Below are 15,374 nucleotides of genomic sequence, written 5' to 3' on the forward strand. Positions count from 1 at the left end.
CGCCGAAAGGCTGATTCTGGACGAATTTGAGACATTCGCTAAAAATCTCTTGTTATTGCTGCGGATATATCAAGCATTCCGTTTGTGGAAAGTGGTTTTTTCCTTCAACACTGGCTGAAATCCTCGGGAATTCTCGGCTCGCCATGTTGCCTGCGGTTTTGGGTGCGGCGCCGCTTATTCGTCGTATGGCAAGGTACGGGTGCCTGGGGCACATCCAGCGTCACGCACGGCATCACCCTCTATACAAGGGCCAGCTCTTCTCGCGTTTCCGCAAGCGGACTGCCCTGTTTTGAAAGTCGGCGTAGTAGGCCGCCAGATCCCTGATGTCCAGGCCGGACCGTTCTCGCGGACCATGGAATCGACGCGTGCGCGGTCGGATGTGTGCTGCCGAGCCTCATTCACCGCTTTCGCGGCATCGGCATGACTCAACCAACCCGCCACCGCAGGCATACGGTCCAGGCACTTGCATGTGGCGACGGCAGTCATTGCACCACAGTCGGAGTATCCACCGATGACGACGTCAGTTTCGTTCAGGCCTGCGACTGCGTATTCGATGCTGGCTGACACGCCACCTTGCTGCATGCCGTAAGCCGGAACTATGTTGCCGGCGTTGCGAATGACGAACGACTCGCCTGGCTCTTGCTGTGTCAGCAGCTCCGGCACTACATGGCTGTCTGAGCAGGCGACGAACAACGTTCGCGGATTCTGAGTGGTTGCAAGCTGCTTAAACAACTCCGTGCGCTTGAGAAACTCTTCGCGCTGTAACTTCAGGATACCTTATCATATCTTGCATGATATAGCCCGTTTGGTTGTGTACTCGATGTGCGAAATGGATGATCTGAGCTCTATCGGTTCTGGTCGCGTAGATGCCAATCACCGTGAGCATCCCAAACGAGTTGCTCACGCCGATGCCGAACAGCGCACCCGAACGCCAAGGCGCGACAGCGTCTCACCCAAGTCGCCCGGACCGAACACGGCCGCGCTTTGCCGCAGGTGTCCCCATTCGAAGACATCATCGTTGACGATCAGGCGGTCACCGAACTGCCGCGATATGCGTCAAACAGCTGTGAGCACAGGGCCGCTAGGGCAGCAAGATTCACGGCCTGGTCGGCGTGCTCGACTTCGCCGGCATTAAGCACGTCATCTAGGACAGGAGCTAGGCGACGCAGTTTTCGGAAGGTAGCGGCGTCAAGTTTCACGTGATGATACGCGACGGGGCACGCTGCACTTCTGCCAAACTCTTCGCACTGGAGCTTCGGGAAACTTTCGATCAGTTCTTGCATGATGTCGCCCGTTGGGTTGTATGGGAACTCGATGTGCAAAATGGATGATCTGAGCTCTATCGGTTCCGGTCGCGTAGAAGCCAATCACCGTGAGCAGCCCAAACGAGTTGCTCACGCCGATGCCGAACAGCGCACCCGAACGCCAAGGCACGACAGCGCCTCAGGCGGTCACCGAACCGCGTGCAGGTCTCGCGTTGGCGTGAGCGGTATGCGCAATCGGAGCTGGCCGATATCGAATGCGCTAACCGGCTCGCAACATACTGCCATCGAGGTAGCCTCGAAAATATGCCTGCGCTTTATGCTCAGATCGTGCACCCCCGACATCCATGACCCGGGGGCGCCTAGGCTGGGAATGCTTCAGACCGACTTACCTTCTAGCATCTTTACCGTATCGTCTGTGGTCCAGACCGCATCGGCGATGAAGCGATAATTGACTAGCGCAGCGCCATAGCCATCGCCTTCCGGCAGCTTCGGTCCTGCTACGGCGTCACGCACGACTGCCACCTCGAAGCCATTCTCGAGCAGATCGCGCAGATGTGACTCCACGCACAGGTTTGCCAGCATGCCCGTCAGAATGACCTGCTCCACGCGCTGCTTGCCCAGTTGGAGCTTCAGGTCGTTGACCTGGGGGCCATAGAGCTTGTGCGGCGAGCAGATGATTGTCTTGTCATCCTCGATGTACGGTTTGAACTCCGGAAGGAAGTCCGAGCCTGACCCGCGGAAGCCTTCAAGCGAGAGCGCACTCGGACGGTCGAACAGGCCGAGGTTGTGCTGAAATATCTCCGCCCCACCCTGGAACTGCCACCGATGGTCCTGCGGATAGTAGTAATGGGGGGAAATCGCTATCGCAATTCCGGCCTTCTTGGACGCCTGAAACAGTCGCACCAGGTTCGGCACCATATTCTGTTCGGTCACGCTTTCGCCGACCACCGGCCACGCCTTGCCCTTCGGGCTCATGAAGTCAATCTGCGGATCGATCACGACTAACGCAGTACGGGTGAGGTCAAGCTTCATGCCCGTCTTGGGCAGTGCCGGTTTGGCCGGATCCGCGTACTTGGCACCGCCACCGGCGGGCGCTGAGTTGGCCAGCGAGGGTAGTTGCGTGGAGGCCACTGCCGCGGCGGCAGCCATGCCCTTGAAGAAGGTACGGCGGCCATGAAATTTTGAGGATTCGCACATAATAATTCTCCGGTTGGCTGCGCGGGAACGCTAGCAGGTGCGGCAGACGCACTGTCACGGGGTCCGAAGCGCGCGTTCGCTAAAGCAACTTCCAGAATCGGGAATAGACGGAGTGATCGTCACAGCCGCCAGGTTTCATCGCCGCCTGGAAAGCTCACTGCGGCTACCCGAACTCCTTGTCAGACGAGCCGGGCGATACAGGACGCAACGTTTACGGGGTACCAGTTGTTGATCGTCCCCACGAGGCAGGTGAGGATCGGCAGCTCCTGCTAGTTGTATTGGGTGTGCACGCGTTCTCGCGAATAGGCCCTTCGATCGTGATCTTCTGAAATAGCGGGCTGAACTCCATGCGCTTCGTGGTCCGTTATCTGGACTACTGAACGTAAGTAGGAAATTGAGTCATGAGGTTTCCTGGATGAGCTGACTGACGGCGTGTTTCTCGACCATGGCGGTGCGTTCCAGATCGAATGTCATCGTGGGAACGGGCATGGCGCGCTCGCTCGGATCGGTGTACGACGCCGGTTGTTCTGCTGTTGGTAGTTGCTGTGTTGGGTCATGTTGGTTCCTGTGACTGGGGTGGACAACGAACACGCCGCATGGCCCTCGAGCCGATGCATCGATGCTGACGTGATGCATTGAAATCTAGAAGCAAATGCCTGCCTGAACTAGGGGCCGGGTGCGGATAGTTCTGTCAATCGCTACGCACCAATCGCGTTCAGCGAGAGTTCATCAAGAATGAGCCGGCGCATTTGAAGATCCTGTCGTGCGGATGGCTGAGCTCGGTGAACGACCCAGCGGCACGCGCTGGATGCGTTGCCGCAACATTGGTGAAGCACCTGCAACATCGAATTGCACGTGATGCATATCGCACGGCGAGGAGACCGTGACTAGACTGATCGCGTCTCCACTCAGGTCTATACCCATGAAGATTGATCCCGCGCCAATACAGCCTAGCGTCGCTGGCGTCACGCGCCGTCAGTTTTTGGTCATCGGGGCAGGCACTGCAGCAGCAGTGGCTTTGCCATTCGCAGCGTCCGCTGCTCCTACTGCGCCGAATGGCGCCGAAACTCCGGAAGGAAATCCACCCATGAGCTATATCACTACCAAAGACGGGGTCCAGATCTTCTACAAGGATTTGGGTCCCTCCAATGGCACCCCGATCGTCTTCTCGCACGGATGGCCTCTTAGCTCCGACGATTGGGACGCGCAGATGATGTTCTTCCTCTCCAAGGGCTATCGTGTCGTCGCGCACGATCGGCGCGGGCATGGCCGCTCGGCGCAAGTCTGGAACGGCCACGACATGGATCACTACGCCGACGACCTCGCCGCGGTCGTGAACCATCTCGACCTCAAGGGCGCGATCCACGTCGGCCACTCCACCGGCGGCGGCGAGGTCGTGCGCTATCTGGCTCGCCACGGCGAGAAGCGAGCCGCGAAGGCCTGCCTCGTTAACGCCGTGCCGCCGCTGATGGTCAAGACCGCGTCGAATCCCGACGGCCTGCCGAAGGACGTGTTCGACGGCCTGCAACGGCAGACGGCCACGAACCGGGCGCAGTTCTACCGCGACATTCCCGCCGGGCCGTTCTACGGCTTCAACCGGCCCGGCGTGAAGCCGCAGGAAGGCATCATCCAGAACTGGTGGCGCCAGGGGATGATGGGCAGCGCCAAGGCGCATTACGACGGCGTCGTCGCGTTCTCGCAGACCGACTTCACCGATGACTTGAAGAAGATCGGACTGCCGGTGCTGGTGATGCACGGTGACGACGACCAGATCGTTCCCTACGGCGATTCCGCGCCACTGTCGGCCATGCTGCTGAGGAACGGCACGCTGAAGACCTACAAGGGCTTCCCGCATGGCATGCCGACCACACATGCGGACGTCATCAACGCGGACCTGCTGGCTTTTATCAAGGCCTGATTGGGTCCGAATCAGCCAGCACCGTCGATGGCCGGTCCACCCTTGGGGTGGAGGCCATCGACGCGACTCCCCACTCTGGACTTCCAGTCCCCCCTGCTGAAGACGCTCCGCTGAACCCTTCTTCTTGCCCACATTGCCATGACCAAACTCACTTTTGCCAACGGCACCCCCGTTGTCGACAACGTCAACATCGAGACCGCCGGTGCGCGCGGCCCCGCGCTGTTGCAGGACATCTGGCTGCTTGAGAAGCTCGCCCACTTCGACCGCGAGGTGATCCCCGAACGGCGCATGCACGCCAAGGGCTCCGGCGCCTTTGGCCACTTCACGGTGACGCACGACGTCACAGCGTTCTCGAAGGCCAGGCTCTTTTCCGGCATCGGCAAGAAGACGGACGTCTTCGTGCGCTTCTCCACGGTGGCCGGCGAGCGAGGCGCGGCGGATGCCGAGCGAGACATCCGCGGCTTTGCGGTGAAGTTCTATACCGAGGAAGGCAATTGGGACCTGGTGGGCAACAACACGCCTGTGTTCTTCCTGCGCGACCCGCTGCGATTTCCCGACCTGAACCACGCCGTCAAGCGCGACCCGCGCAGCAACCTGCGCAGCGCCCAGAACAACTGGGACTTCTGGACGCTGCTACCTGAGGCGTTGCATCAGGTGACCATCGTGATGAGCGATCGCGGCCTGCCCGATGGGTATCGCCACATGCACGGTTTCGGCAGTCACACGTTTAGCCTCATCAGTGAGGATAACGAACGGCACTGGGTGAAGTTTCACCTGCGCAGCCGGCAAGGCATCCGTAACCTCACCGACGCACAGGCCGCCGCGATCGTCGCCAACGACCGCGAGAGCGCGCAGCGCGACCTGCTCGAGGCGATCGATGGCGGCGACTTCCCGCGCTGGACGTTGTGCATCCAGGTGATGACCGAGCAGCAGGCGCAGGTCTGCCCGTTTAATCCCTTCGACCTGACCAAGGTCTGGCCGCACGGCGACTACCCACTCGTCGAGGTGGGTGTGCTGGAGCTCAATCGCAACCCCGACAACTTCTTCGCCGATGTGGAGCAGGCAGCGTTCTCGCCCGCCAACATCGTGCCGGGCATTGGCTTCTCGCCGGACAAGATGCTACAGGGGCGGCTCTTCAGCTACGGCGACGCGGTCCGCTACCGGCTGGGCGTGAACGCGCACCAGATCCCGGTGAACGCCCCGCGCTGCCCGGTGCACAGCTATCACCGCGACGGCGCGATGCGTGTGGACGGCAACCAGGGCGGGCTACCCGGCATCGTGCCAAACAGCCGCGGCGAGTGGGCCGATAGCCCGCGGCTGGCGGAGCCGCCGCTGGTGCTCTCGGGCGCAGCCGCGCACTGGGACCATCGCGCGGACGAGGACTACTACTCGCAGCCGGGGGCGCTGTTCCGACTGATGTCGCCCGAGCAGAAGCTGCAGCTCTTCGACAACACGGCGCGCTCGCTCGGCGGCGCGAGCGAGGACGTGCAGCAGCGGCATATCCGCAATTGCACGATGGCCGATCCCGCCTATGGCGCAGGAGTTGCCGAGGCGCTGAAGAACCGCTAGTCAGGCACCGGGCGCGTTGGTGCTGCAAGTTGCCCAACGCGCCCGTGAAAGGCGGGGCAGAGTGCGCACGCTTATGCGCTTCAATGAAGTGGATCACTTGAAGCGATGGTCACAATGCTTAAACTGTCCTCCCTTGGCGCGGTGCACACCGCATTCGCCCTCGTGGCCGTTGTCTGCGGCTACGCAATGCTCCTGCGCTTCGGCCAACATACCAACGTCTTACCGCAATCTCCCAACTGACAGATTGTCACGTGCCGAACGTTTCCTTGATCCTCGCCACTTTCGCAGTGGCCGAACTCCAATACGTCTACAGCGCTCGCCGTCCGTTGGATACACCCGGCGCAAGGATGCTTTCATGAGTGCCCCGTCCATTGTCCGCTCATCGTCTCCGCTCCCAGCGACGAGTGCCTGTCCGACCCCGCTGCGCTTTGCCGTGCGGTATGGACGAGCCTTCTTAACCCGTACTCACATGTCCACGTCGACCTGGTCTGCCGCGCGGGTGGCGGCCAGACTGTCGGCAAGCTCGCCACAGTCACACGACCATCCTGCCGATAGGCGCGGGGCGTCGCACGTGCAGACGCTGGAGCTCGTTGCCGCGCCGGAGCCCGGCCGCAGGTCGCGCCGAGACTGCTGGAAAACATCCTGTCGGCCGTACTTATGCCACATGTCAAGGCGCTTGTGTCCTTCAACGTCTACTGGACCACTATCCAGGGACTACCGCTGATCCCTCTGAAACAGGCCCGGGTCACTATCAACTTCAAGCTGGACATCCAGAACGTACCGGATCCGGAAGGCGGTCACCGTGCGGTGACTACCCTTGACGGCAAGCATTTGTCGACCAAGCCGCTTTGACTGTATGCCATCCTAAGCAGCCAGGGACGCTGACCCGGTCCCCGGAAGGATCGCCGATGTGACCTGCAGGCTGTATCGGCGGGCGAATTCGGTGGGGGTGGCCCAGTCCAGCGCAGAGTGGGGTCGACTCTCGTTCTGGTGGGTCCGCCGGGCAGAGATCTTGGCCCTGGCGTCGTCTACTCGTGGCGCAGCCGGTCGTTGAAGTCGCGTTGTCAGTCGTCCTGCCAAGTCTATTGACCCGGCAGGGGCACCAATGGCGCCGAGGCGGCCTGTCGATCATCACGCGTTGGTGAAAAAGCACCCGCGCATTGAAGGTCCAGCGCCCGGATTGCTGTCGTCATGTGATCGACGAACACGCGGATACGCGACGGCAGATGCTGACGACTCAAGTAGCAGATGTAGTGGCCGCGGTCATCGGGTGCGTACTGTGGCATGGAGTAAACCAGTTTCCCCTCGCGCAGCAGATCGGAGATCAGGTACCCTCCCAACTGAGCGATACCTTTGCCTTGGAGGACGGCCTCCAGCACTAGCCCGACATCGTTGAACATGAGGCGCGATGGCGGAGTCAGCTTGCGCGCCCCCCCCTCCACCTTGAACTCCCATTCGTAGACGCGGCCCGATGGCAGACGGACGTTGATGCAGTCGTGCTGCATCACCGCGTCCGGTGACTCGGGCATACCGCGCCTTACGGCATACTCGGGCGAGGCGCATACCAAAGTCTGCATCGGGACGATCTTTTTTGCGACGATCTGGCTGTCGGCCAGGCGCCCGTTGAGAAACGAGACGTCGATGCGGTCCGACGTGAAGTCGCTCGCGACGCAGCTCAGGTGCAGCTCGATCTCGATGTCGGGGTACTTCTCCTGGAAGCCCCACAGCAGCGGCGCAACCACTTTGCGGCCGAAGCCCACGGAAGCGGAGACCCGCAGGCGTCCTCGCGGCGGACCGTCGCGCAGATCGCGCATGTCTTCCATCGCCTCCTTGATGAGAGCGACGCTGGGCTGGCAGCGGGCATGGAAGATCTCGCCTTCGCGCGTGAGCGAAATGCTGCGCGTCGTCCGACTCAACAGACGCAAGCCGACCTGCGCCTCCAGTTTCTGGATGACGCGGCTGACCGCGGAACGAGTGATCCCGAGCCGGTCAGCAGCCTTGCAAAAGCCGCCTTCGGCCACAACGGTGATGAAGGCGACGACTCCGGGATAGCTCGTCGCGAAACTCGATGCAAGCGCGTCCGATTTGTCCGCAGCGGCAGTCGCCAAAAGAGGGGACTGCATGGCGAAGCAGGACTGAGCCTTGTAGCGATCGAGCCAGTCCTCGAACCGCATCGCGCCGATGCGAGGGTTCTCCCCGGGCGTGAGCGTCCGATCTGAGAGGAGGCCACCGAAGTAGCGCGCGTGGATGTCCGGCACGACCTTGCGCGTATCCTGCGTCGCCCGCAGGAAGCGCCTGACCAGTTCGTCCAGTGGCATCGCCTCCGGACCGGCGACTTCGACCGTGCCGTTGACCGGCGGCGCGACTGCGACCTCGGCAAGCGCCGCTGCCACGTCCGCTGACGCGATCGGCTGGGTCAGCGCCGGCGACAAGCGAATCTCCTTGCCCAAGATGGCCAACTGGGCAGCCGACTGGGCAATGTCGCCGACAGACTCGTAGAACTGCGTCGCACGCACGATGGTGTATGGAATGCCGGATGCCTTGATGAGGCCCTCCTGCGCGACCTTCGCCCGGAAATAGCCGCAGTCGGTAAGCCGTTCGCTACCAACGATCGACAGGGCCACATGGTGGCGTACGCCGGCGGCAGCGCCCGCAGCCAGCAGGTTGCGGCCCGATGTCTCGAGCAACTCGATGGCCGCCTTGTCTTCCCATGCTGGCGCGTTCGCCGCATCGATGACGACCTCGGCACCGTCGAGCGCTTTGGCCAAACCCTCGTGGGTGCTAGTGTTGTCGCCGGTGTCAGGGGCGGCTGCGAGCACGTCATGGCCGCGCTTGCGAAGGTCCTCCACAAGCATCGTTCCGATGAGGCCGGTGCACCCGATGACGACTATTTTCATGTTTTCTCTCCGTTTCTCGACCGCAAACCGTTGTCGTCGATATGTATGGAGATTGCCTGCGCGCTCCGGGGAAGTCCTTGCCTTCGCCTTGAATTTCTCTGCAGGAGAGCTTGATTATTCGTCCAAGCGTTGCCCGATCGGGATGAGATGCTCTCACCTCCGGTTGCAGTATCATCCATGGACGGAATTCGCCAGTTACCCCCTGGGAGCCGAATCGGCCACGGGATGTCAAGTGAAGTTCGAGTTTGGAGACTACGTGATCGACCCGGAACGCCGGGAGCTTTCGCATCGCGCGAAAGTCGTACCTGTCGGGCCGCAAGTCTTCGATCTGCTCCTGCATCTTGTCAGGAACCGCGACCGTGTCGTCAGCAAGGACGACCTGCTGCAGGCGGTATGGCGCGGCCGAATCGTCTCGGAATCGACGATCACCAGCCACATCAATGCGGTCCGCAAGGCCATCGGCGACACCGGCGGGGAACAGCGCTTGGTCAGGACTGTCGCCCGCAAGGGTTTCCGCTTCGTCGGCGAGATCGACGAACACATCTCCAGAGAATTGAGGGAGCCGCCGTCCGCGCTCCTCCTTCCGGGTAAACCCTCCATTACCGTATTGCCCTTCCAGAACCTGAGCGGCGATCCCGAGCAGGAGTATTTCGCCGACGGCGTAGTGGAGGACATCATCGCTGCGCTATCGCGCATACGCTGGCTGTTCGTCATCGCGAGCGACTCGAGCTTCACCTACAAGGGCCGCGCAGTCGAGGTGAAGGACGTCGGCCGCGAGCTTGGCGTGCGCTACGTGCTGGAAGGTAGCGTGCGCAAGACTGGCAACAAGGTGCGCATCACAGGGCAGCTCATCGATGCCAGGATCGGGGCACATCTGTGGGCGGAGCGCTTCGAAGGCACGCTGGACGACATCTTCGAACTGCAGGACCAGGTTGCGGAAAGCGTCGTCGGCGCCATCGCGCCGCAGCTCGAGCGGGCGGAAATCGAGCGTGCCAAGCGCAAGCCGACGGAGAACCTGTGCGCCTACGACTATTACCTTCGCGGCGCCGCGCACTTGCACAGCGGAACGCGCGAATCAATCGAGGCGGCGCTGCCCTTGTTCTACAAGGCCACCGAGCTCGATCCGGATTTCGCATCGGCCTATGGCATGGCGGCCTGGTGCTATTTCTGGCGCAAGATGAATGGCTGGATGACCGATCCTCCCCGGGAGATTGCCGAGGGCACTCGCCTGGCGCGACTGGCGGTGGAGCTTGGCCGGGACGATGCTGTGGCGCTCACGAGAGGAGCTCATGCACTCGGGCATCTCACCGGCGACCTCGACGGCGGTATCGCGCTGTTCGACAGAGCTTTGCTGCTCAATCCGAACCACGCCCCTGCATGGTCCCTGTGTGGGTGCCTGTACGCTTGTCGCGGTGAAACAGACGTTGCGATTAAGTATCTGGCGCGTGCCATTCGCTTGAGTCCATTGGATCCAGAAATGTTCAGGATGCAGGCTGGGATGGCGCTGGCACATTTCTTTGCAGGACGCTTCGACTCCGCTTCGGATTGGGCCGAAAGGGCCAAATGGAATCTACCAAGTTTCCTTGCCCCGGTCGGCGTTCTGGCGGCAAGTCATGCGCGCGCTGGACGCATGGACAAAGCGAAGGAGGCGATGCAGCGCCTGCGCACGCTCGATCCGTCACTCCGCGTCTCCAATCTCAAGGACTGGCTTCCGATCGGTCGCCCAGAAGACCTGACCCAGTTTGCGGAGGGGCTGCGGCTGGCCGGATTGCCCGAGTGACTACGGTACGATTGCTCCTCGTCGATGGCGCATACCGTGCCGAGCAGAGCGTGCTCTAGAACGGCCGCACCGATCGCATGGATGAGACCGCGAAGGCCTACCCTGTCGAGCGGTGTGCCGCCTGGTGCGACCGGTGCTGCGATCATGCAGACCCATGGATGAGCGTCGGATCGGATCGATGCCTTTCGACCCGCGAGCCACCGCCAGGCCGCGGGTGTCCAAGCCTGACTTGTTAACGGCCATTCGCAGCATGCAGCGCAATGTCGCCAACTGGCCGAACTCGGCCGGCCGCCGCCCTGCAACGCGCGACCGGCGCCGATCGACCCACAACCGCCTTTCGAGCCAATGCAAGGGCTATGGCCGGTTGCGAGGTGCGTCGTCACTCACCTTGTTCCACAACGGCGCCTGTTCCAGCTGCTGGGTATCCAGGTAGCGTGCCCCACGGATATGGCCGCGGCGGAAGGCCTCCTCGCCGTCGAAGCCCACTTCGAACAGCCGCCAGCCAGGCGCCGGCGCGGGCCTGCCAGCAACGAGCGCGGCCAGCCAGGACGGCGCAGCGAGCTGTTGCCAGCGCACCAGATCCTGGCGGAATGAAAAACAGGCAGATGGGGAAGCGACGATCAAGAATGTAAAAGCCGCACGGCCACGGCGGAAAAATCAGCGAGCATTTTTCGGTAGGTGGCGCCAAGAGCCGACGTCCCCCGCTTTCGGAACCTGCGAAGAGGAAATCCTTTCGGTGACGATAATCTGGGGGGCTGCCGCTGAGGATAGGAGGAATGCGTGAGCGAAGTGAGGTCGACTCCGGCAGTACGCGATGTCAGGAAGCGGACAATCGAAGGCGTCGGCGCACGGTTCAACTGAAATGACGGGCAAGGCCAATGATGCAGCATTTATCGTCGGGAGGTCGAACGGACATCCATTTTGCACCTTAAGGCGCAAGCTCCTCCAGTATTGTTGAGGGGCGACGCGGAGATGCTTCCTGAAGAGCCGATTGAGTTCTCGTTCACTCGTTCCAATCGCTTGCGCTATGCCAGCGATTGAGCCCGGTTCCAACGTTTGTTGCATCATCAAATCAACTGCATTCACAACCCGCCGATCCAGACAATGCAGGCGGATCTCAGCGTCATTTTTCAGGGCCTGTATTCCATCGAACCCTCGATCGGCCATTAAATGGCGCAGCTCCGTCCTGCGAACTCTCGAACGTCACGCGCCAACAAAAGTGAACTGGCGGTTTTATTCAAGTCGAGCTCGGCAGCCAGCAGAGTTATGCTGTCCGCTTGCGCAACGGTCTTAAGCCCGCACGAACCTCCTCTGCAAGCAATTGCGGCGGCTCCTAAACTGCAAAGTGGCCGCCCTTATCGAGCAGCACACTGTGCATACGCACATGAACGAGGAGCGTCGCGGAAGACGCGGGATGGTGCATTCGTCCGAATACCTCCCAGCTCAACTATTCAGTGGTCGTGCGACAACTTCCGGTTGGTCTTCCTGAATGAAATGCCTGCTATTCTCATGAACGTGGGCGGTAGGTGTGCGGTCGATCATGAGACTGAGCAGGTCCGGCCGGTTGTAGTGACCCGCCGAGTCCATCAGCATCTTGCGCCGGTCGATCAGCGAGAAGTTGAGATCGACGATCACTTCGCCCTCGCCCGAGCGCAGCGGTTCGGCCATGAGCATGCCGTCAGGCGACACTATCGTGGTGAAGCAACCGCCCGAGATCGGGCCGATCTCGCAGCCGGTGTCCTTCATGATCTGCGCCTGCTGGTCGGCATCGAGCCAGGCGGTTGCGTTCACGACGAAGGCGCCCGACTCGAGCGCGTGCTGGCGGATATTGATTTCCATCCGTTGAGCGAATCCCTCGCCGAAGGCCGAACCCGGATACATGGCGGAATGGATCTGCTCGCCGTCGGCGATCATCGCGTAGCGCGCGAGCGGGTTGTTGTGCTCGAAGCAAGCCAACTGGCCAATGCGGCCGACGTTGCTGTCGACGGTGCGCAGCCCCGACCCGTCGCCCTGGCCCCAGATCATCCTTTCGAAATGAGTTGGCGTGATCTTGCGGCGGCGCTGGATTAACGTACCGTCTGCGTCGAACAGCAACTGCGTGTTGTAGAGCGTGCCGCCGTCGCGTTCATTGACGCCGATGGAAACCACCATGCCCGCCTTGCGAGCCGCCTCGCCGATCGCGTCTGTGGCGGCGGACGGCACCGTTACGGCCTGTTCGAGCAGCCTCAGATGCTCGTTGCCCGACAGAATCTCGATGCCCGTCTGGACCGCGGAAAAGTACGGGTAGTAGGGCACCACCGTCTCCGGAAATGTGGCGAACTGCACCCCCTTCTCGCCAAGGTCGAGGATCTTCTGCACGACTTTCTCGACAGTTGCCTCACGGCTGTAAAGGACGGGACTGATCTGGACTGCGGCGGCTTTGACGACTTTCATTGCAAACTCCTCGACTGATAAGACGGGCACATGACGTCCGTCCGTGATATTGCATATGCAACTTTGAGAACAGGACACTAGTTCGTGCGACGCGGCAACTTGCATTCGCCATCGGTTTCCGTTTCGTGATCGTCGCGCTTTACGGCAGAATCTGGGAGTGGCAGTATCGCCATCATTCGAGGGATATCAGACATGCGCGCGCAAATGATCAAGATCCGCATCTGGGTCTATCATGGCATTCTGGCTTTCCGCGTCGCAGACCCCGTCGATGTCTTCAACGCGGCCAACCCTGCTAACGGCCCTCTTTTTCTCGGATATAAACGAATTCGTCGGCGGCCGGGAGCGGTTGAACGCGTTGTCTTCCGCACTACGCCGCCAACGGGAGGCTGGCGCCGTGCTGGCCGCGTACTGCACCGGCAACGGCCGCGCCGCCACGACGCACTGGGCCAAAGCGGCCGACTTCGCCCGACGCCACCCGCACGTCGAAGTGCGGGCAAGGGAGATCCTGACAGAGCAGGACGGTATTGTCTCCGGTGGTTCAGTGACGTCCTATCTGAACCTCGCCGTGCGACTGGTTGAAATGTTCGCTGGCGAGAAGCTCGCGGCGATGACGGCCAAATCGCTATTGATCGACTTAAGCCGCATTTCTCAGGCTTCCTACGCGACGCTTATCGCCGCGCCGGTAATGCAGCGCCTGCAGCTCGAGCAGGCGCTGTTCAGCGAACGTGTCATGCTGTCGGGCCTCGATCTCCTGATCGGCGTGCCGCGCGCCGCAAGCCCATCAGTCACCTCGCGAAACGCGGTTTGAATCACGTTTTCGTATTGCGCGACCTGCATCACGGCAAACGAGGCATTGCGGTATCGGAAACCACCGCTGCATCGACGGCGCAGTCACTCTAGTCACTCACAGCATTGCTGCCCGGGCTAAACGCGGCCCGAACTTCGTTCACCGTCTGTTCAGGCGCTTGCAGATGCGGATAATGGCCGAGTTTTGGGAGAATCGAAAGCTTCGCACCGTTACGGTTCGCGTACTCAACGCCCATTTCCTTCTTGATATAGATATCATGCTCGCCCCACACCAACTTCACGGGGACTTTCAGCTTTGCCATCTTGGCTTCGAAGTAGTCCTGGTCGCGGGTGAAGCAGGAATAGTAGTGGAAGAATGCGTCTGCCGACGTGACATCACCGTTCCACCCTTTCGCTATATCGTCCCTGAACTCCTGAGACAACGCGTAGCGCTCTTCCGCCGACATGCCGCGGAAGAATGTGTTTGCGAGGATTTCGTCGCGGTTCTTGTTCATCGCGGCACGCACGGCGTCAGACGAAGGCTTTGACTTCAGGCCCTGAAGGCTTTCGTACATGTACTGTGGGCGGTTGAATGGAGCAAAGTCGCCAACGATGATCTCCCTGGCGATATCCGGTTGCTCCAATGCTGCCAGCAGCGCAGGCAAGGCCCCGATATCAGTCGCATAAATCACCAGCTTCGAACTGTCGATGCCAGACGTGCGGATATAGTCTTCCAGCACTTGGGCATAATCCTTCGGCGCGTATGAGAAGCTATCGGCACCTGGACGCGAGGATTGTCCGTAGCCCGGCCAGTCAAACGCATGCACCTCGTAGTCGCTGGACAGGGATTCGGCAATCGGCTTCCACGCATACATCGTCTCCGGGAAGCCGTGCAGGAACAGTACAGTACCCTTTGGATGGGCGGGCCGATAGACCATATGACGCAGCTTGATGCCGGCATTGACCTGCAGCTCGCCGACTTCAACCTTCGGCGCCGACGAGGATGACGTCGGCACAATCCCACACGGGGAAATGCCCACAGCTACTGCGGAGAAGAGGGTCGCCGTCGTTACGGGTTTGAACATGATCGTGGTCCTCGTTTAGTGCGAAATTGCGCCGGGTAAATTGCACTTCACGGTTTCAGGATTTCAAGGGGTGCCAAAAGCCGTGCGCTCGCCCACTACGTTCCAGCGCTTCCTACTGGGCAGAAGGCGGATTCAAAAGCTTGCTCAACGGTTTCAGTGGGCCAATTGGGAGCAGCGAGAATGCCATCAAGTGTGCTTTCCCCAAGGGAAGTGCCTCAAGCATTTCATGCGCTTGACTTACGTCGGTGACGTTCAGGATGAACGCCACCCCAGCCTGGTCTTGCAGTGAATACCACTGATCAATCTTGCCCTCGAAGTAGAGTTGTGCCGTCTCTCGGACTTCGGTCGGAAGAATGTGTTGGACAAGCGTAAGCGCGAAATTCTCCGCACCTAGGCAGCGCTGCCGAATCGATCCACGATTGCGTCCGCAGACTTGAATTGCGG

At 60.8% G+C, this 15,374-nt stretch carries 11 protein-coding genes and 3 pseudogenes; 4 read left to right on the forward strand and 10 right to left on the reverse strand.

Going from position 1 to position 15,374, the window contains the following annotated elements; all coding sequences use genetic code 11:
- Positions 1–339: 339 nt before the first annotated feature.
- From DIE06_RS23885 to DIE06_RS23895, 3 genes and pseudogenes are all read right to left on the reverse strand, one after another.
- Positions 340–793 (reverse strand): annotated as a pseudogene (locus tag DIE06_RS23885) (carbonic anhydrase); the annotation flags it as partial.
- Between the two features lie 232 nt (positions 794–1,025).
- Positions 1,026–1,283 carry a hypothetical protein gene (locus DIE06_RS23890; RefSeq protein WP_124663478.1) on the reverse strand — a complete coding sequence of 86 codons (258 nt, stop codon included), beginning with the start codon at positions 1,281–1,283 and terminating at the stop codon, positions 1,026–1,028.
- A gap of 357 nt (positions 1,284–1,640) precedes the next feature.
- Positions 1,641–2,462, reverse strand: coding sequence for a cysteine hydrolase (locus DIE06_RS23895; protein ID WP_409364511.1), 822 nt, complete (start codon positions 2,460–2,462; stop codon positions 1,641–1,643).
- A gap of 1,087 nt (positions 2,463–3,549) precedes the next feature.
- Here DIE06_RS23895 and DIE06_RS23905 point away from each other — a divergent pair.
- The 3 genes and pseudogenes from DIE06_RS23905 to DIE06_RS23915 all read left to right on the forward strand — a co-directional run.
- Positions 3,550–4,380, forward strand: coding sequence for an alpha/beta fold hydrolase (locus DIE06_RS23905; protein WP_124663480.1), 831 nt, complete (start codon positions 3,550–3,552; stop codon positions 4,378–4,380).
- A 138-nt stretch (positions 4,381–4,518) separates the two neighbouring features.
- Positions 4,519–5,949: a catalase gene (locus DIE06_RS23910; RefSeq protein WP_124663481.1), complete on the forward strand. Its 1,431-nt coding sequence runs from the start codon at positions 4,519–4,521 to the stop codon at positions 5,947–5,949.
- A gap of 750 nt (positions 5,950–6,699) precedes the next feature.
- Positions 6,700–6,801, forward strand: a pseudogene (locus DIE06_RS23915) (cyanate hydratase); the annotation flags it as partial.
- A 12-nt stretch (positions 6,802–6,813) separates the two neighbouring features.
- On the opposite strand, the gene DIE06_RS23920 reads toward DIE06_RS23915, so the two are convergent.
- Entirely contained in the window at positions 6,814–7,056 is a 243-nt protein-coding gene (locus DIE06_RS23920; protein WP_124663498.1) for an integrase core domain-containing protein, read from the reverse strand.
- Complete coding sequence (locus DIE06_RS39590; protein WP_409364512.1) at positions 7,032–8,846, reverse strand: LysR substrate-binding domain-containing protein; 1,815 nt, start codon at positions 8,844–8,846, stop codon at positions 7,032–7,034. Before DIE06_RS39590 ends, DIE06_RS23920 begins: the two co-directional genes overlap by 25 nt.
- 232 nt (positions 8,847–9,078) lie before the next feature.
- Between DIE06_RS39590 and DIE06_RS23935 the strand changes: the two genes are divergently transcribed.
- Positions 9,079–10,626, forward strand: a complete 1,548-nt coding sequence (locus DIE06_RS23935; RefSeq protein WP_124663482.1) for a winged helix-turn-helix domain-containing tetratricopeptide repeat protein — start codon at positions 9,079–9,081, stop codon at positions 10,624–10,626.
- Between the two features lie 354 nt (positions 10,627–10,980).
- Here the strand turns inward: DIE06_RS23935 and DIE06_RS23940 are convergent, their stop codons facing one another.
- The 5 genes and pseudogenes from DIE06_RS23940 to DIE06_RS38705 all read right to left on the reverse strand — a co-directional run bounded on the left by DIE06_RS23940 (position 10,981) and on the right by DIE06_RS38705 (position 15,369).
- On the reverse strand, positions 10,981–11,250 hold the full coding sequence (locus tag DIE06_RS23940) for a hypothetical protein (RefSeq protein ID WP_124663483.1): 270 nt from the start codon (positions 11,248–11,250) through the stop codon (positions 10,981–10,983).
- 819 nt (positions 11,251–12,069) lie between these two features.
- Positions 12,070–13,059 carry a carbon-nitrogen hydrolase family protein gene (locus DIE06_RS23950; protein ID WP_124663484.1) on the reverse strand — a complete coding sequence of 330 codons (990 nt, stop codon included), beginning with the start codon at positions 13,057–13,059 and terminating at the stop codon, positions 12,070–12,072.
- A gap of 759 nt (positions 13,060–13,818) precedes the next feature.
- Positions 13,819–13,890, reverse strand: a pseudogene (locus DIE06_RS39460) (TolC family protein); the annotation flags it as partial.
- Between the two features lie 65 nt (positions 13,891–13,955).
- Positions 13,956–14,930 carry an alpha/beta fold hydrolase gene (locus DIE06_RS23965; protein WP_124663485.1) on the reverse strand — a complete coding sequence of 325 codons (975 nt, stop codon included), beginning with the start codon at positions 14,928–14,930 and terminating at the stop codon, positions 13,956–13,958.
- A gap of 112 nt (positions 14,931–15,042) precedes the next feature.
- On the reverse strand, positions 15,043–15,369 hold the full coding sequence (locus DIE06_RS38705; RefSeq protein ID WP_260433755.1) for a hypothetical protein: 327 nt from the start codon (positions 15,367–15,369) through the stop codon (positions 15,043–15,045).
- Between the last annotated feature and the right edge of the window lie 5 nt (positions 15,370–15,374).

The sequence above is a fragment of the Burkholderia sp. Bp8998 genome, assembly GCF_003854235.1.
GTDB lineage: Bacteria > Pseudomonadota > Gammaproteobacteria > Burkholderiales > Burkholderiaceae > Burkholderia.